General features: G+C 72.2%; 14 protein-coding genes. 7 read left to right on the forward strand and 7 right to left on the reverse strand.

The genetic code is table 11. The annotated features are described in order from the left end of the window. The first annotated feature begins 28 nt into the window (after nucleotides 1-28). Both IE140_RS16165 and IE140_RS16170 read left to right on the forward strand, forming a co-directional pair. The gene (locus tag IE140_RS16165) at nucleotides 29-3,694 is read left to right on the forward strand and encodes a S8 family serine peptidase (RefSeq protein ID WP_150196665.1); all 3,666 of its coding nucleotides are present in this window, start codon (nucleotides 29-31) and stop codon (nucleotides 3,692-3,694) included. A gap of 84 nt (nucleotides 3,695-3,778) precedes the next feature. Then, nucleotides 3,779-4,450, forward strand: coding sequence for a hypothetical protein (locus tag IE140_RS16170; protein WP_093445200.1), 672 nt, complete (start codon nucleotides 3,779-3,781; stop codon nucleotides 4,448-4,450). A 42-nt stretch (nucleotides 4,451-4,492) separates the two neighbouring features. Here IE140_RS16170 and IE140_RS16175 read toward each other — a convergent pair whose 3' ends face one another. The 4 genes from IE140_RS16175 to IE140_RS16190 form a co-directional block, all read right to left on the reverse strand. Beyond that, nucleotides 4,493-4,867, reverse strand: a complete 375-nt coding sequence (locus IE140_RS16175) for a hypothetical protein (protein WP_150196666.1) — start codon at nucleotides 4,865-4,867, stop codon at nucleotides 4,493-4,495. Between the two features lie 124 nt (nucleotides 4,868-4,991). Next, entirely contained in the window at nucleotides 4,992-6,545 is a 1,554-nt protein-coding gene (locus IE140_RS16180) for an N-acetylmuramoyl-L-alanine amidase (protein WP_150196667.1), read from the reverse strand. Nucleotides 6,546-6,786: 241 nt separating this feature from the next. Further along, nucleotides 6,787-7,518: a nitroreductase family protein gene (locus IE140_RS16185; RefSeq protein ID WP_093445197.1), complete on the reverse strand. Its 732-nt coding sequence runs from the start codon at nucleotides 7,516-7,518 to the stop codon at nucleotides 6,787-6,789. Between the two features lie 100 nt (nucleotides 7,519-7,618). Beyond that, nucleotides 7,619-8,077: a nitroreductase family deazaflavin-dependent oxidoreductase gene (locus IE140_RS16190; protein ID WP_150196668.1), complete on the reverse strand. Its 459-nt coding sequence runs from the start codon at nucleotides 8,075-8,077 to the stop codon at nucleotides 7,619-7,621. Nucleotides 8,078-8,341: 264 nt separating this feature from the next. On the opposite strand from IE140_RS16190, the gene IE140_RS16195 reads away from it, so the two are divergent. Genes IE140_RS16195 through IE140_RS16205 form a run of 3 tightly spaced genes read left to right on the forward strand, consistent with a single transcriptional unit; the run spans nucleotide 8,342 to nucleotide 10,783 of the window. After that, entirely contained in the window at nucleotides 8,342-8,575 is a 234-nt protein-coding gene (locus IE140_RS16195) for an acyl carrier protein (protein ID WP_093445195.1), read from the forward strand. After that, nucleotides 8,572-9,837, forward strand: a complete 1,266-nt coding sequence (locus IE140_RS16200) for a beta-ketoacyl-[acyl-carrier-protein] synthase family protein (RefSeq protein ID WP_150196669.1) — start codon at nucleotides 8,572-8,574, stop codon at nucleotides 9,835-9,837. Before IE140_RS16195 ends, IE140_RS16200 begins: the two co-directional genes overlap by 4 nt. Nucleotides 9,838-9,859: 22 nt before the next feature. Beyond that, nucleotides 9,860-10,783 carry an alpha/beta fold hydrolase gene (locus IE140_RS16205; RefSeq protein WP_150196670.1) on the forward strand — a complete coding sequence of 308 codons (924 nt, stop codon included), beginning with the start codon at nucleotides 9,860-9,862 and terminating at the stop codon, nucleotides 10,781-10,783. Nucleotides 10,784-10,820: 37 nt separating this feature from the next. Here the strand turns inward: IE140_RS16205 and IE140_RS16210 are convergent, their stop codons facing one another. The 3 genes from IE140_RS16210 to IE140_RS16220 all read right to left on the reverse strand — a co-directional run bounded on the left by IE140_RS16210 (nucleotide 10,821) and on the right by IE140_RS16220 (nucleotide 15,092). Continuing rightward, entirely contained in the window at nucleotides 10,821-13,232 is a 2,412-nt protein-coding gene (locus tag IE140_RS16210; RefSeq protein WP_150196671.1) for a DUF8508 domain-containing protein, read from the reverse strand. A 198-nt stretch (nucleotides 13,233-13,430) separates the two neighbouring features. Then, nucleotides 13,431-14,510 carry a glycoside hydrolase family 5 protein gene (locus tag IE140_RS16215; protein ID WP_189460464.1) on the reverse strand — a complete coding sequence of 360 codons (1,080 nt, stop codon included), beginning with the start codon at nucleotides 14,508-14,510 and terminating at the stop codon, nucleotides 13,431-13,433. A 186-nt stretch (nucleotides 14,511-14,696) separates the two neighbouring features. Next, on the reverse strand, nucleotides 14,697-15,092 hold the full coding sequence (locus IE140_RS16220; RefSeq protein WP_032775495.1) for a VOC family protein: 396 nt from the start codon (nucleotides 15,090-15,092) through the stop codon (nucleotides 14,697-14,699). A gap of 84 nt (nucleotides 15,093-15,176) precedes the next feature. On the opposite strand from IE140_RS16220, the gene IE140_RS16225 reads away from it, so the two are divergent. Together IE140_RS16225 and IE140_RS16230 are read left to right on the forward strand one after the other, a co-directional pair. Beyond that, nucleotides 15,177-16,676, forward strand: coding sequence for an MFS transporter (locus tag IE140_RS16225; protein ID WP_093445190.1), 1,500 nt, complete (start codon nucleotides 15,177-15,179; stop codon nucleotides 16,674-16,676). Further along, a complete protein-coding gene (locus IE140_RS16230) occupies nucleotides 16,673-17,725 on the forward strand; it encodes a glutathione S-transferase family protein (RefSeq protein ID WP_150196620.1) in 1,053 nt (350 codons plus the stop codon). Before IE140_RS16225 ends, IE140_RS16230 begins: the two co-directional genes overlap by 4 nt. Nucleotides 17,726-17,728 lie beyond the last annotated feature (3 nt).

Genomic DNA, 17,728 nt, shown 5'->3' on the forward strand with positions numbered 1-17,728 from the left:
GGCCACCTCGGCGGCCCTGATGGGCGGCATGCTCGTCCCCTTCGCCGGGGCGGGCACCGCCGGCGCCGCCCCCGCGCCGCGCCCCGAGGCCCCGCGCTCCGGCGTCACCACCGAGAGCCACACCGTCACCCTGGTCACCGGTGACGTCGTGCGGTACGTGGACGGCCCCGGCGACCGGGACACCGTCACCGTGGACCGCCCCGACGGCGCGAGCGGCGGCGTCCGCATCCAGCAGGCGGGCGAGGACGTGTACGTCCTGCCCGACGAGGCCACCACGCTGATCGCGGCGGGCACCCTGGACCGGCGGCTGTTCAACGTCTCGGCCCTGGTCCGGATGGGGTACGACGACGAGGGCACCGGCGCCATCCCGGTCATCGCCACCTACCCGCCCGCCCGCGCCAAGACCCTGCCCGCCGCCCCGCGCGGCGCGAAGAAGGTCCGCACCCTCGCCTCCATCCACGGGGCCGCGCTCAGCGCCGACAAGGACGGGGCGCGCACCTTCTGGGACGCCATCACCCGTACCCCCGGCGCGCGTTCGCTCGACAGCGGCATCGCGGAGCTCTGGCTGGACGGCCGCTCCGAGGCGCTGCTCGCCGAGTCCGTGCCCCAGGTGAAGGCCCCCGAGGCGTGGGCCGCGGGCTTCGACGGCAAGGGCACCAAGGTCGCCGTCCTGGACACCGGCATCGACGCCGACCACCCGGACGTCAAGGACCGCCTCGTCGGCACCCGCAGCTTCATCCCCGGCGAGGAGGTCGACGACAAGAACGGCCACGGCACGCACGTCGCCTCCACCATCGCCGGATCCGGCGCGGCGTCCGAGGGCGCGAACAAGGGCGTCGCCCCGGCGGCCGACCTGCTCGTCGGCAAGGTCCTCAGCGACGAGGGCTCCGGCGCGGACTCCGGGATCATCGAGGCCATGGAGTGGGCGAAGGCCGAAGGGGCCGACATCGTCTCCATGAGCCTCGGTTCCCCGGTGCCCGACGACGGCACCGACCCGATGTCCCAGGCGGTGAACTCCCTCTCGGCGGGCGGCGGTCCGCTCTTCGTGATCGCGGCGGGCAACGCGTACGGGGCGGGCACGATCGGCTCGCCCGGCTCGGCGGAGCAGGCGCTCACCATCGCCGCCGTCGACAAGCAGGACGGCCGCGCCGACTTCTCCTCGATGGGCCCGCTGGTCCGCTCGCACGGACTGAAGCCCGACCTGTCGGCCCCCGGCGTCGGCATCGACGCCGCGGCCTCGCAGTCCGTCCCCGGCACCGAGGGCATGTACCGGTCGATGTCCGGTACGTCGATGGCCACGCCCCATGTCGCGGGCGCGGCGGCAATCCTGAAGCAGCGTCACCCCGACTGGAGCGGTCAGCGTCTCAAGGACGCGCTGATGACCTCGTCGAAGAAGCTGGACGCGTACACCCCGTACCAGCAGGGCACCGGCCGGCTCGATGTGAAGGCGGCGATCGACACCACGATCGAGGCCACCGGCTCGGTCGAAGTCGCCTCCTACGCCTGGCCGCACAGCCCCTCCGACGAGGTCGCCGAGCGCACGATCACGTACCGCAACACGGGTGATGCGGACGTCACGCTGAACCTGGCGACCGACACGGACGAGGCGGCCTACACCCTCTCCACCGACACGCTGACCGTCCCGGCGGGCGGAACCGCCGAGGCGGTCCTCTCCCTGGACCCGGCGAAGGTCGCCAACGACACCACTTTCTCCGGTCAGGTCGTCGCCACCGACGCGGCGGGCACGACGGTCGCGCACACCGGGTTCGCGCTCACCAAGGAGAAGGAGATGCACGATCTGACGCTGAAGCTCCGCGACCGGTCGGGCAAGCCGATGGACGGCCTGGTCGTCCTCGGCGAACTGGGCGACCCGCAGCTCGGCCTCGTCCAGGTCAGCGGCGGCGAGACCACGCTGCGCCTGCCGCCGGGCAACTACACCGCCTGGGCCTCCGTGGACGTCGACGGCGACCGCCCCGACTCCAAGGCGGTCGCATTCCTCGCGGCCCCCGAGACGATCCTCACCGGCTCCGCCACCGTCACCCTCGACGCGTCGAAGGCCCGCAAGGTCAGCGTGCGCACCCCGAAGGAGACCGAGACCCGCCAGCTCCGCTACGACATGGCGCGCACCGCACCGAACGGCACCGTCCAGCGTGACGCGTACCAAATACCCCTCACCTACGACCAGTTGTGGGCCAGCCCGACGAAGAAGGTGAAGGAGGGCGACTTCAGCTTCCTGACCCGCTGGCGGCAGGGCGAGGAGCTGATCGACGTCGAGGCCGACGGCCGTGACGTACCGGTCCACGTCCAGGGCGGCGCGGCGATCGCCGAGGACAGCCGGCAGAAGCTGAGCGCGGTGTACGCGGGCAAGGGCGCACCGGCGGACTACAAGGGCCTGAACGCGCGCGGCAAGGCCGTCGTGACCACCCGCAGCGCGGACATCACCCCCGCCGAACGACTCGCGGCGGCGCTGGCCGCCGGGGCGAAGGCGCTGTTCGTCGTCAACGACGAGCGAGGCGTGGCGATGGAGAGCTACACCCCCTACGGCGAACAGACCACGATCCCCGTCGCCTCGGTCCAGAAGTCGGCGGGCGAGACCCTGATCCGGGCCGCACAGCGCGGCAAGAAGATCGAGATGGACCAGAAGAGGTTCGCGGACTACCTCTACGACCTGGTCGACCGCCACGACGGCACGATCCCGGACCGCTCGCTGGCCTTCGCGCCCTCGACCCGCCGGCTGGCGAAGGTGGAGAACACCTTCTACGGCCACAAGAAGACGCTCGGCGGCGGCTACCGCTACGACATCCCGGACTACGGTCCCGGCCTCGGCTTCGAGGAGTACGAGCAGTTCCCGGACGTCCGCACCGAATGGGTCAACCCGCTGCCGGGCGACTCCTTCTGGTACGAGAACCACTCGGTCCTGAACGCCGACGAGTCCGACCGGGCTCACGAGATGCGCAGCGCCGAACTGGACTACCGGGCGGGCAAGGACTACCGCGCCGAGTGGTTCGCCCCGGTGACCCGCCCCCGCCTGGGCACCGGCTACTGGGGCCCGTTCCGCACGGTCGACAACGACCTCCAGTTCAACATCACCCCGTGGACGGACGCGGGCGCCGGCCACTCCGGCTCGATGCCCGAGAACGAGTACGACACCACCTCGTACGCCTTCTACCAGGGCGACACACAGCTGAAGAAGGGCGCCGGCAGAGCGGGCTACATCGGTGACCTCTCCGCCGAGCAGCGTCCCTACCGCCTGGTCATCGACTCGGCACGCGACGCGAAGACCTGGAAGACGTCGACCCGTACGCACTCCGAGTGGGGCTTCGTCTCCGGCGCCCTGGACGAGTCCGTTTTCTACCAGGCCGACATCCCGCTGCTCCAGCTGGACTACGCCGTCGACACCGACCTGGCGGGCGACGTCCGTTCCGGCCGCACGACGGAGATCGGGCTCGCCTCCGGCACCCAGGAATGGCTGCCGGGCGCGGTGAAGGCCGACAAGGCGTCCCTGTCCGTCAGTTACGACGACGGCGGGAGCTGGACGAAGCTGGAGCTGCGCAAGAAGAAGACCGGCGAGTGGACCGCGAAGTTCCGCACCCCGTCGAAGGGCGCGGCATCGGTCTCGCTCAAGGCCCACGCGGAGGGCCCCGGCGGGCTCGTCGTCGACCAGGAGATCATCCGGGCCTTCGGCCTGAAGTGACCCGCTGACCTGGTCCCGCACCCCCTCGGGAGGGAGTGCGGGACCAGGTGCGTCGGCCTCGGGCCGGTGCGGTTGGATGGGCCCATGAGCGTTCACGACGTGGCCCGCGGGCTGCCGGGCATATCCGCCCTCACCGATCTCTGCCGTTCCCTGGCGATGCTCGACGCGATCCTGTGTCCGGAGTGGGACCACCGCTGGCACGGGTTCGACGCGCAGTGGTCGCCGACCGAGGCGATGGCCTCGATGCGGGACGGGGCGGGCGGGGAGTACTCCGTCGTCTTCTCCGCCGCCGGCGCGTACGCCCGGGGCTTCGACCACGAGTCGCCGATGAGCCCGTACGTCGACGACGCGCCCTGGCCCGGGGTGCTCGACGAGGTGCCCGAGGTGTTCCGGCGTTACGTGGACGAGCCGTCGTTCTGCGACGAGTTCGGGCTGCCCGTCGTCACCGCCTGCCTCTGGCGCGAGAGCGGCGACGACCGCTGGCGGGCGGGGGACGTGGAGTTCCCGGAGGACGGGGAGGACTCCGACGGGGCGGACTGGCTCTTCCAACTCCTCGTCACCGGGACCCCCGAGTCGTACCAGGAGTGGGCCGAGGACCACTTCGAGGTGACCGTCGACCTCGAAGCCGTACGCCACGTCTACGCGCTGCGGCCGTTGACGGACGAGATCGTCGCCGCGCTCAATCCGGAGCGGGTTCCCGCCGAACTGGCCGGTGACATCAAGGAGATCGGATACCCGGCCGGCGCGGGCGAGTGAGCCGGTGAGCCCTTCGCGGCCGGTTCGTCGGCGGCGGTGGGGTCAGTCGTCCTCCTCCGGGACCGCCGGATCGCGCCGGGCCAGCGCCTCGGCCACCGGCACCCCGGTACGGGCCGCCACGGCCAGGCGGGCCCGGACCTCCGCGCCGGTGCGGGGGCGGAAGCGTGGCCGCTTGCCGCAGCCGCACGGCTCCAGGCCCTCGTAGCGCAGGCCCGCCCCCAGTACCGCCGCCACCGCGCTCCAGGCGTCGGTGTCGCGGCGCGGCGGGGGCGCGAAGTCGTGGCCCGCGCAGACGAGTGCCCGGCCGCAGTTCGGGCACGGCGGGGCGCCGCCGTCCGGGGGGAACCGCTTGAAGCTGACGCGGCAGGCGACGCAGGCGTAGTGCAGCTTGTAGTGGACCATCGCGTAGAAGCACACACGACGACGCTAGCGGGCCGGTCCGTCGGCCGACAGGCCCGGGGGCGCCCCCGGGCGGCGTCTTGTCCGCGTACAGGCCCGGGCGGGTCCTCCGTGCTCGGGAGGGTCCCGCCCGGGCCCGTGCTCACTTTCCGCTCTGCAGGGCCGTCCACGTGGCCGGGCCCACCTGGCCGTCGACGCCCAGCTTGCGGGTGGTCTGGTAGCTGCGGACCGCCGAGTCCGTGGCCGGGCCGAAGCTGCCGTCCACGCCCACGGTCTTGCCGAGCGCCGCCGTCAGAGCGCGCTGGAGCCGCTTCACCGCATCGCCCGAACCGCCCTGCTTCAGCAGCGGGGTCGAGCCGGCCGACAGCAGGGCCGTCCAGGTCTTCGGGCCGACCGTCCCGTCGGCGTCGAGGGAGCGGTCCCGCTGGAACTTCTCGACCGCGCTCCTCGTGGTGGCTCCGAAGAGCCCGTCCACCTTGCCCGGGCTGTACTTCTGCTGGGTGAGCAGCGTCTGGACGGCGGTCACCTGCGGGCCCGACGAGCCGGACTGCTGGGTGGTGTAGAGCGGGAACGTCAGACCGTCGCCGCCGTTGCCCGGGTCACCGCCGATCAGCTCCATGTAGTAGTTCCAGTCCCAGTGGGGGCCGGGGTCGGTGTGGTCGTTGCCGGGCACCTCGACGTGGCCGACGATGTGCGCCCGGTCCTTCGGGATGTCGAACTTCGCGCTGAGGTGGGAGGTCAGCGCGGCCGACGAGCGGTACATCGCGTCGGTGAACCAGGCCGGTTCGTCGACCCACCCCTCGTGCTCGATCCCGACGGACGAGGCGTTGGCGCTGCGCGCGTGCCACGCCGTGTCCTTGTCCCGGACGGTCTGGGTGACCTCACCGTCCGACGACCGGATCACGTAGTGGGCGCTGACCTGCGACGCGGGGTTCTGGAACCAGCTGATGGAACCCGCGTAGGAGCCCTGAGTGACATGGATGACCACCTTGTCGACGGTCGCGGTGCGGCCTACGGCGAAGTTCTCGGCGTGGGCCGGTACCCAGCGCGCCGAGGGGTAGTCCTCGCTCTGCGCGTAGACGTCGGACGCCGACACCTCGCCCTTCTCCGGGGCGACCGGCTGCGAGGGCACGAGCACCTCCTCGCCGCCGGCCACCGTCGCGGCCACGCCCTCGGCGAGGAAGGTGAAGACCGCGTCCGCGTAGAGCGCGGCGGCCGGCCCGTCGGCGGCGCTGTAGCGGGCCACCGCCGGATACCAGGCGTTCACGTCACGGCGCTCGGCGGCGTCCAGGCCCAGTGCGTCGGCGTGGTCGCGCAGCACGGCCGCGCCGCCGAGGATGTTGGCCGTCGTGTCGCGGCGCAGCCGGGCCGCGCTCTCGCCGGTCAGCTCGGCGGCCTTCTCCAGGGAACGGTTCGTGGGGTTGCTCGCCAGGTGCATCACGCCGTAGCCGTTCGCCTGGCTCGGCTTGCCCGCGTGTCCGTTCAGCCGGGACTCGCCGTACCCGACGGCGGCCAGCAGATCGCGCGGTACGCCGTACTCCTGGGACGCCTCGGCGAAGGCGCGGTTCATCGGATCGGCCGTGTCCGCCCGGGGCGCGGCGTTCGCCGGCTGCCCGGTGGCGAGAAGGGCCGTGGCGGTGAGGGCCGCCACGGCACAGGCGCGGGCCCGGGTTCGGGCGGCGGTGCGTAGGCGCATGAGGGCTCCTGCTCTGTAGGAGGAAGAGGAAGAAAAAAGCCCTCGGGCCCGGGTGGGCCAGAGGGATGCCGAACCCGGCCAGGCTATCCACCTGAGTGGAGCATGACAAAGGGGCCGGCCGTCGATCTCGCTGGCAACATCCTGCAAATCGAGGGGGAGTTGTTCGATCCGCTGCGCCTGTCGGGTGACATCGAGCGTCACCCGACAGGGGAGCGGGCGCCGGTTGACGCGGGGCCCGTCGCTACCAGCGGTCGCGGTGGATGACGTCCGCCACCGGGCGCCGCCGGACGGGCCCGAAGTTGCCCGCGGGCCACCCCACCGGAACGGCGGCGAACGTCGCCATGTCCTCCGGGATGCCCAGCTCCTTCTTCCACTCCTGTTCCAGCATCAGATGCCAGATGGTGATGTTCGCCGCCAGCCCCAGCCCCCGGGCCGCGAGCAGCAGGTTCTGCACCCCCGGATAGACGCAGGAGCCCTCCGCCAGCGCCTGGAACCGGGTCTGCGTGTTCATCATGTGCTCCGTGCCCGCCGGGCCGAGCGCCCGCGCCGACGCGGCGAGACCCTCCTCGTCCAGGCGCGGCTCCGGGAACCGGTAGCACGGCACGATCAGCGCCGGGGTGTCGGCGAAGTGGTCGCGCTGATACTCGATCGCCGCGACCATCCGGCCGTACGCCGCCTCGTCCATGCCCTTGGGGGCGTACTTCCCGGTCGTCGCCAGATACGCGTCCACGCACCGCTTCCACAACGGGGCGAGCCGCGCCATCACCTGGCGGTCCGTCACCACCACGTACTCGTAACACTGCATGTTGCCGCCGCTGGGCCCCCAGACGGCCGCCTGTATCAGCTGCTCGATCGTCTCGTCCGGCACCGGGTCCGGCTTGAGGCGGCGCATGGCGCGCATCGTGGACATCGTGTCGAAGAGAGCGGGGCCGCCGAGGGCGGACGGGTCGGCCTGAACCGTTTCCATGGTCATGATCGCGGAGTTTACGGTTCTGGCCGGTGCGCCGTAAGGGCCTTCGGCGGCCGGACCCCGCAGGCTTCGCGCAGGCCCTCGCGGCTCCCGCCCCGCCGTCTCAGGTCCGCGTCAGCCGCACCACCGGGATGTCCCGCTCGGTGCCCGCCTGATACTCCCCGTAGCGCGGGAACAACTCCACCAGACCCGGCCAGACCCGTGCCTTCTCCTCGGCCGGAAGCGTCGCCGCGACCGCCCCGAACCGCTCTGTCTCCACCCGCAGTTGAACCTCGGGGTCGGCCTGGAGGTTCAGATACCACAGCGGCGGGCGGTCCGAGCCGCCGTTGGACGCCACGATCAGATAGTCCTCGCCGTCCCGCCCGTACATCAGCACCGTGCGCCGCACCGTCCCGCTGCGCCGGCCGACGTAGTCCATCAGCAGGCAGGGGACACCGAGCTGGGTCGTGCCCTTCGTGCCGCCGGAGGACTCGTACAGCTCGGCCTGCCGGGCCACCCAGTCGGCGGGGCTCAGCGCGACCTCCGCGGTGCCGTCGCGATCGCCGTCCTGCTCGGCCGTCATGGGCTTCTCCTTCTCTCGTGGCGCCCCGTACGGGCTGCGCCTCCATCCTGGCATCCCCGCCCCCTGCCCCCGCTCGTCACCGCACCCCGGATTCGTACACCTGGACAGCCCGCCCACCGGACGGGGGAACGCGGACCGGGGGGCCGCCCGCGAAGGCGTATAAAGGGTCCTTCCGGAGCAGCCGGCGTCCCCCGATGGCCCCTCCCCCCACCTCCCCTCACCACGCGGCCGGCGTCACCGCGTCACCGAGCCCAGGAGAGCCGAATGAGCACGTCGGAAGAGATCAGCACGCTGCTGGTGACGAAGTTCGGAACCGATCCGGAGGCCATCCACCCCGATGTTCCCCTGCACCGCCTGCGGCTGGACTCCCTCGCCCTGGAGGAACTGCGGCTGCACATCGAGGACCGGCTCGACGTGGACCTGGAGGACGTCGCGCTCACCTCGCGCGACACCGTCGGCCGCCTCGTCGAGGCCGTGCAGGGGAAGGTCACCGCATGAGCCCGGCCGCCGCAGCCTCCTACCGCCGGACCCCGCTCGCCCCGTTCGCCGCCGCCGTCACCGGCGTCGGTCTGGTCACCTCGGCCGGTACGGGCACGGCCGCCGCCTGGCACGGCGTCACCGAGGGCCTCGCGCCGTCCGCCGCACCCCGGCCCGAACTGGACGGTCTGCCCTGCGACTTCTTCTACTCCGTCACCGACTGCGACCCGGGGGCCGTCCTCGGCGTGGCCACCCAGCGGCTGATGGACCGCTTCGCCCAGCTCGCCGTCATCGCCGCCCGTGAGGCCGTCGCCGACGCCGGACTCGACCCGGCCGTATGGGACGGCGGCCGCGTCGGCGTCGTCATCGGCTCCGCCCACGGCGGACTGCCCTTCTACGACGAACAGGCCGCGGCGCTCGCCGCGCGCGGCCCCCGCCGCGTCTCCCCGAAGCTCGCCCCGCTGAGCGTCGTCAACGGCGCGGCCAGCAGCGTCAGTCTGGACCTCGGCGTCCACGGGCCCAGCCAGGCCGTCTCCACCGCCTGTTCCTCCGGCACCGTCGCCATCGGCACCGCCCACCAGATGCTCCGCTCCGGGGCCTGCGACATCGTCATCACGGGCGGCGCGGAATCCACCTGCACCCGCCTCCTGATCGCCAGCGCGTGCAGCCTCAAGGCCGTCTCCACCCGCCGCGAGGACCCCGCCGCCGCCTGCCGCCCCTTCGACACCCACCGCGACGGCTTCGTCGTCGGCGAGGGCGCGGGCCTGCTCGTCCTGGAACACCCGGACCACGCCCGCGCCCGGGGCGCCACCGTCCGCGCCCACGTCAACGGCTACGGTGCCTCCAGCGACGCCCACTCCGCCGTCGCCCCGGACCCCGACGGCCTCGGCATCGAACGCGCCCTGCGCACCGCGCTCGCCGATGCCGGCCTCTCCCCGGACGACGTCGGGCACGTCAACGCCCACGGCACCTCGACGCTCTCCAACGACCTGATCGAGGCGACGATGCTGCGCCGGGTCCTCGGCGACACCCCCCTGGTGACCTCCACCAAGGCGATGACCGGCCACACCCTCGGCGCGGCGGGCGGCATCGAGACCGCGCTCACCGTGCTCGCCCTCCAGCACCAACTGGTCCCGCCGACCGTCAACCTGGACGCACCCGACCCGCAGATCCCCATCGACGTGGTCGCCAAGGAAGCCCGCACCGCCTCCTTCGGCTGCGCGGTCAAGACCTCGCTCGGCTTCGGCGGACACAACGCGGCACTCGTCCTCACCAGGTCCTGAGCGGAAGGGAACGCAGCACCCCATGCCCGAGGAGATCATCCGGACCCTGTCGGCCGACGGAGTGCGCTACGGCTACCGCGTCCTGCCGTACGACCGGAGCGGCGGGGCCGTCCCCCGTACCGAACCGACGCTCATTCTCGGGGGCGCGCTCCAGGGCATGTTCGGCTGGCCCCAGATGGACGACCACCTGGGCCCGGCCACCGACGTGGTCACCGCCGACCTGCCCGGCATGGGCGGCGCCGACCCGCTCCCGCCGGGACCCAGCGCCGAACTGCTGCGCCGCGCCGTCCTCGGCATCGCCGACGACCTCGGCGCCCCCCGGCTCAACGTCTTCGGTTTCTCCTACGGCACCGCCATCGCCTTCGGCTTCGCCCAGCACCATCCGGAGCGGGTGGCCCGGCTCGCCCTCGGCGGGGTGCCGGTTCACATCGACGCCGCCCAGGTCGCCTGCTGGGAGCGGGCCCGGCGGCAACTGGCCGCCGGGGACCGGGAGGGGTTCGCCACCACGGCGGCCGACGCGCTGATGTGTCTCGACCCTGAACGCCCGGTACACCGCAGGGAGTTGGCCCGGCGCTATGTGCGACGCTCCTTCCTCCACGCGCTCACCCACTCGCCCCACGCGGCGGACTCGCTCCACCGGGCGCTGGCCGACCGGCCCGACTTCACGGGCGGACTCACCGGCGTACCGGCGCTGGTCTTCGCCGGGGAGCACGACACGGTCACCTCGGCCGAGCGGCAGCGGGAGTTCGCCGCGACGATCGAGGGGAGCCGGTTCCTGACGGTCGGGGAGTCCGACCACTGGGTGGTCCTGGAGCGGGCCGAGGAGGTGGCCTCGCTGGTCACCGGGTTCTTCACCGGGCGGGAGCAGCCGGTGGCCTCAACAGCCCATGGGACCGGCGCTGTTGTGCTGCCACGTCAGGCCACGGCCCCGGCCGGACGGACCTGAGCTTCGGTCCGCCGGCCGGGGCCGGGTGCCCCGCGTCCTACCAGGGCCAGAGGCCGCCGACCTTGATCCGCACCACCTGCGGGTCGTGGTCGCTCGCCTGGTCCGCGAACTCGGCGTTGATGTGCACCACGTCGTAGTCGAGGCGGCGGACGCCGGGGCTCGTCAGGATGTGGTCCAGCGTCTGCGAGTTGCCGTCGAAGACATAGCTGTACCGCTCGCCGACGGGCAGCGTGCTGATCAGCGGCTTCAGCGCCTTCCCCTTGGTCAGCGCCTTCATCGTCGGGGAGAACTCGAAGTCGTTGAAGTCCCCGAGCGCGACGACGTGCGCCGACCGGTCCGCCTTCAGCAGCGAGGTGACGAAGGTGTTGACCTCGGCGGCCTGCTGGATCCGCTTCGTCTCCGAGGACCGCGTCGGCTCCTGGTAGCGGCCGTGCAGCGGCTGGTCGCCGCCCTTGGAAGCGAAGTGGTTGCCGATGACGAAGACCCGCTTGCCCCGGAACACGAACTCGCCCACCAGCGGCTTGCGGCTGTCCGCCCACGCCGGGCTCGCCGGGTTGATCCGGCCCGGGGACGCGGACAGCTTGACGCCCAGCCAGGTGTCGACGGCCCGCACCGGCGTGGTGGCGTCGCCGCCCGGCCGGTCGGTGAAGGAGACCCGCTTCGGGTTGTAGAGGAAGACGTTGCGGATGTTGCCGCCCGGCTCGCCGCCGTCCTTGTTGTTCTCGGGAGCGATGTAGCGCCAGGCGTAGCGCGGCCCGCCCTTCGCGACGACCGCGTCCGTGAACCGCTTCAACGTCGCCTCGGAGCCCGTCGTACCGTCGTTCACCGCGCCGTTGTCGTCCTGGATCTCCTCCAGCGACACGATGTCGGGGGAGGACAGGTTGACCGCGACGCCCTCGGCCAGAGTGTCGAACTTGGCCTGGTCGTCGCCCGCGTCGAGGTTCTCCACGTTGTACGTGGCGACCGCCAGTTCGTCCCTCTTCTGCTTGCGGGTCACCTCGCGCCGCAGCTTGTTGTCGACGACCGTGCCCAGCTCGGTGGCCTGCACGTTGTAGCCGCCGTAGCTCGCGTAGTCGAGTACGCCGGTGGTGCGGCCCTTGAGCACGTCGCCCACGTTCGCCGTCGGAACCGGCTGGGCCGGGTCCAGGGACATCACCTTGAGCCGGCCGGTGTTCTGGTCCTCGTACGAGGCGTAGAGCGTGCCGCCGCGCCGGGTCGGGTTCTCCTTCGGCTTGACCGTCACCCAGATCTCGTCGTACGCGGTCGTCGCCCCGGTCACCCGGGTGTCGGCGATCCGGACCCGGGAGCCCTCCAGCGCCTCGTACAGGTCCAGGGCGTACGTGGCCGGGGCCAGCGGGAGCGCGTCGATCGCCCCGCCGTCCGCCGAGGGCACGTAACGGCCGGGCACCGAGCGGGCGTCGAGGACGACCGGGGCGGGCAGCGCGTTGCCGGAGGAGACCACGGTGACGCGGGGGCCGGTGATCTGGGTGATCGACTGGGTGGCCGCGCCCGGGTAGTACTCGGCGACCTTGCCGCTGACCAGGACGGAGTCCCCGGCCTTGACGGTCGGCGCGGCGGAGCCGGTGTAGACGAACAGGCCCTCGCTCGTGCGCGGGTCGTTGTCGGGTGCGGTGTCCTGGATCCAGAAGCCGCGCGAGCCGCTGGTGCGTACGCCGGTGACGATGCCCGGGACGCCGGTGACCGCCGTGCCCTCCAGCGGGGAGACGCGGGTGGTGCCCTGGATGTCGTGGATCCGTACGTCGCCGGGCTCGGTCGGGCCGGGCTCCTCGGGCTCCTGGCCGCCGCCGGACGTCTCGCCCTTGGTGTTGACCGGGGTGGGCGTACCCGCGGAGAGGTCGGCGGCGTTGTCGTCGGTGTCGGCGAGCGAGGCCGCCCGGGCGACGGAGGCGGTGGCCGAGGCGCCGGGGACCGGGCCGCTGCCCTCCCGGACGACCGCGGAGCCGTAACCGACCAGATCGACGATCCGGGTGTCCGCCGCGCAGTCCGCCGCCGACTTGCAGGTGAGCGGGGCCGTCCCGGAGACCAGGGCGACGGTGCCGCTGCCCGCCGCCATGGCGATCGTGCCGGTGGCGTCCGCGGTGGGCAGTGCGACCGTACCGCCGGTTCCCGCGGCCTGCGCGACCAGATAGCGGCCGCCGGGCGCGATCGACCCGGACAGCTCGGAGACCTGCCACTGCGAGCCGGCCGACGGGCTGCCCGGCAGGTACTGGACGCTGAGGCCGTCGACTTCGAAGGGTGTGGAGCCGACGCCCGCCAGCTCGACGAAGTCCCGGGTCAGCGTCGCGCCGGAGTTGCCCCCGCCGCCGTACACCTCCGAGATGACGGCGGTGGCCGACGGCGCCGCCTGGGCGGCGGGCAGGGCGGTCACCGCGAGAGCGACGGCGACGGCGCCGGTCAGCAGGACGGAACCGGATCTGTATATCTGCACGGGAGGAGCCCCCAACTGAACTGAGTGGTAGGGGCAAAAGCTATGCGCGTAGAACGGGGCATGACAAGGCGCTGGAGGTTAATTCCGTGCGTATCCATGGTGATCGTGACAACAACGCGCCCGGTCGCGGTCCTGGGAAGGGCCGCGACCGGGCGCGTCGCGAAGGTCTCCGCCCCGGCCGGCCGGGGCGGAGACCGGTCACTGCCGGATGCGGTCGCGGATCCAGACCCCGGCCTCCTTCAGGACCCCGGTCCCCGTCCAGTTGCCGCCGTTGCAGGTGCCGGTCCTGAAGACGGCGCCGGAGCGGTGGTCGTCGGAGTAGTTCCAGTTGGTCCAGGAGATCTTCTTGCGCTTCATCAGGTCGAGGTAGCGCTGCGACATGGTGAAGTCGTTCGCGCCCTCGCCCGCGTAGTTCTGTGTCCCGAACTCCGTGACGAAGACGGGCAGTCGGTCGGAGGCCCGGTCGAGGGTGTTGAGGTACTCCTCGCGGTGCGATGCCGCGTAGAAGTGGAAGGTGTACATGATGTTCGAGGCGTTGACGGGGTTGTTCACGACCTCCGACTCGTTGGAGCCCTCGGACACCCCGAAGGACGACCAGGCGCGCGTGCCGACCAGTACCACGGCGTCGGGGTCCTGGGCCCGGATCACCGGGATGATCTGCTCGGCGTACGACTTGATGGCCGACCAGCTCACCCCCGAGGGTTCGTTGGCGATCTCGTAGAGCACACCCGGGTGGTTCTTGTACTTCTTCGCCATCGCCGTGAAGAAGGTCTTGGCCCGGTCCAGGTTCGCGTTCGGGTCGCCCGGGGTCAGCATGTGCCAGTCGATCACCGCGTACATGCCGCGCGCGTGCGCCGCGTCGACGAACTTCTGCGCACGGGCGGTGAATCCGGCGGGATCCGTCTCGTAACCGCCCTCCTGTACGTAGGTGGAGACGCGCAGCACGTCGGAGCGCCAGTCCTGGGCGAGCGCGTCGAGCGAGCCGTCGGTGACGCACTGGGCGTACCACTGGGTGCCGTGCGTGCTCATGCCGTTGAGTGCGACTGCCTGGCCGGAGGCGTTGCAGAGCTGGCGGCCGCAGACCGAGAGCTGCCCGTTGGCGGCGAGTGGGGTGGCGGCGGTGGGGGCGGCGGGCGCCGGTGCGGCTCCGGCGCGGACGGGAGCCATCAGCGCGGTGACGACACCGAGCGCGGACGCGGCGAGCAGGGCTTTGCGGGCCATTCCGCGACGGCCGGTCGTGACCGTGGGGGTGGTGGGGGGAGTGGTGCGCTGGTGCATGGTGGTGCTCCCTTCGGAGGGGGGTGGGAGGCGCCATGTCGGCAGAACTGAAAGTAAAGGTTCCTACCAATTGGCGTCAACGGTGATGGGCAACTTTCCTTCCTGTTGAACGCGCTCGGCGGAAGGGTCAGTTGGAGACCCTTCCGCCGAGTGTCCGTCCCGGATGCCGGTGTGCCGCGGTGCCGCTCAGTCCTCCCGCAGGGGATAGACCGCCAGCGAGAACGAGTGCCCCGCCGGATCCCCGTACACCCGCACGTCCCGGGGGCCGCTGTTGCTCTCACCGGTGTCGACGGGCCGGGCGCCCAGGGATATCGCCTCCCGCTCGGCCTCGTCGATGTCCTCACGCGCCACCAGGATCCGCAGATGCGCCTGCTGTGAATCCTCCGGGCGCGGCCAGCTCGGCGGGGCGTAGCCGTGGTCGCGGCGGATCGCGAGCCGGACGCCGTCGTTGCCGACGATCTCGATGAAGTCGGGGTCGGTGCCGATCCGGGTCTCGGCGCCGAGGAGGCCGGCGTAGAACTCGGCCAGCTCCATGGGCTCGGCACAGTCAAGGACGAGGACGCTCGTCTTCTCCACAGTCATGCGGGAACGGGTACCCCCGGCGGGCGTGGCCACGCCGCCCGCCGGTCCGCGCGGAACGGTCGGACACCCCCTAAGGTGCGAACCATGGCACGGAGCGCGGCGCAGCCCGGGCCGGCCGGGGGCGACGCCGCCCCGGACGGACCCGACCCCCGGCGTTGGCAGGCACTCGCCGTCTGCCTGGTCGCGGGCTTCATGACCCTGCTGGACGTCTCCATCGTCAACGTCGCCCTCCCCTCCATCCGGGAGGGCCTCAACACCCCCGAGTCCGATCTCCAATGGGTGCTCTCCGGTTACGCCCTCGCCTTCGGCCTCTTCCTCATCCCGGCCGGACGCCTCGGCGACGCCCGGGGCCGCCGGGCGGTCTTCATGGCCGGACTCGCCCTCTTCACCCTGGCCTCCGCCGCCTGCGGGGCCGCCCAGTCCAGCCTGTGGCTGGTGATCGCCCGTCTGGTGCAGGGCATCGCGGGCGGTCTGATCTCCCCGCAGATCTCCGCCCTCATCCAGCAGATGTTCTCCGGGCGCGAGCGCGGCCGGGCCTTCGGCATGTTCGGCACCGTCGTCGGCATCTCCACGGCCGTCGGCCCGCTGCTCGGCGGGCTGCTCATCCAGGCCGCCGGACCGGAACACGGCTGGCGCTGGGTCTTCTACGTCAACCTGCCGCTCGGCGTCGTCTGCCTCCTGCTCGCCCACCGGCTGCTGCCCGACACCCCCTCCGCCACCCGGGTCCGCCCCCGCGACCTGGACCCGTTCGGCGTGCTGCTCCTGGGCACCGGGGTACTGGCCCTGCTGCTGCCGTTCGTCCAGGCCCAGCAGTGGCCCGGCAACACGAAATGGCTGCTGCTCGTCCTCGCCGCCGCCCTGCTCACCGCGTTCGTCGCCTGGGAGTCGCGGTGCACGGGCGGACGCGTCCAGCCGGTCCTGGACCTGTCGCTGTTCCGGCTGCGCTCCTACTGGCTGGGCTGCCTGCTGATCCTGCTCTACTTCGCCGGGTTCACCTCGATCTTCTTCGTCACCACCCTCTACCTCCAGTCCGGCCTCGGCTACTCCGCCCTGCTGGCCGGGCTCGCCATCACCCCCTTCGCCCTCGGCTCCGGATTCGCCGCGGCCGTCGGCGGGCGGCTCGTCGGCCGCTTCGGCCGCCCGCTGGTGGTGGCGGGCCTGGCCATGGTCGCGGTCGGCCTCGCGGGCACCGCCCTGGCCGTCCACCTGGTGCCCGGCCGCGGAGCGGGCTGGGCCATGGCCGCCCCGCTGCTCTTCGCCGGCCTGGGCAGCGGACTGGTCATCGCCCCGAACCAGACCCTCACCCTGGCGGAGGTCCCCGTCCGCCAGGCGGGCAGCGCCGGGGGCACCCTCCAGACCGGCCAGCGGGTCGGCTCCGCGATCGGCATCGCCGCCGTCGGCGCGGTGTTCTTCGCCCAGGTCGGCCCGGACGGCTGGGCCGACGCGTACGACCACGGGCTCATCGTCTCCGTCGCCTTCGTGCTGGCCGCCCTGATCGTCGCGGTGGCCGATGTCGGGGCCGGCCGGCGGGGTAGAGGACGTAACGAGCGACAGGACACCGACGCGACGAGGAGCCCGGCATGAGCGACACGACCACGGACGCCACCGGCGGCGACAGCGCAGGGAGCGAGGGCAACGACTCCTACGGCCACAAACCGTTCAAGCGGTCCAAGAGCCACTTCCCCGACCGGATCACGGCGGACGGCCGCGACGGATGGCCCGTCGAGCCCGGCCGCTACCGGCTCGCCGTCAGCCGCGCCTGCCCCTGGGCGAGCCGCGCCCTGGTCTCCCGGCGGCTCCTCGGCCTGGAGGACGCCCTCTCCCTCGCCGTCGCCGACCCGATCCAGGACGACCGCAGCTGGCGCTTCACCCTCGACCCGGACGGCAAGGACCCCGTCCTCGGCATCCGGTACCTCAGCGAGGCCTACGACGCCCGGGAGCGCGACTACCCCGGCGGTGTCAGCGTGCCCGCTATCGTGGACGTACCGAGCGGGCGGCTCGTCACCAACGACTACCAGCGGATCACCCTCGACCTCGCCACCGAATGGACCGCCCTGCACCGCCCCGGCGCCCCCGACCTCTATCCCGAACCGTTGCGCGCGGAGATCGACGAGGTGATGGAGGGCGTCTACCGGGACATCAACAACGGCGCCTACAAGTGCGGTTTCGCCAGCTCGCAGCAGGAGTACGAAGAGGCGTACGCCGCCCTCTTCGCCCGCCTGGACCAGGTCTCCGCCCGCCTCGCCGACCGCCGCTACCTCGTCGGCGACACCATCACCGAGGCCGACATCCGGCTCTTCACCACCCTGGTCCGCTTCGACCCCGTCTACCACGGCCACTTCAAGTGCAACCGGAACAAGCTGACCGAGGACCCCGTCCTGTGGGCGTACGCCCGCGACCTCTACCAGACACCCGGATTCGGCGACACCGTCGACTTCGACCACATCAAGCGGCACTACTACCAGGTGCACACGGGCATCAACCCGACCGGCATCGTCCCCGTCGGCCCCGACCTCTCCGGCTGGACCACCCCGCACCACCGCGAACAGCTGGGCGGCAGCCCCTTCGGCGACGGCACACCCCCGGGACCCGTCCCACCGGGCGAGCGGGTCACCCCGCCGGACGCCGCCTGACCC

This window comes from Streptomyces parvus (genome assembly GCF_014648875.1).
GTDB classification, from domain to species: domain Bacteria; phylum Actinomycetota; class Actinomycetes; order Streptomycetales; family Streptomycetaceae; genus Streptomyces; species Streptomyces parvus.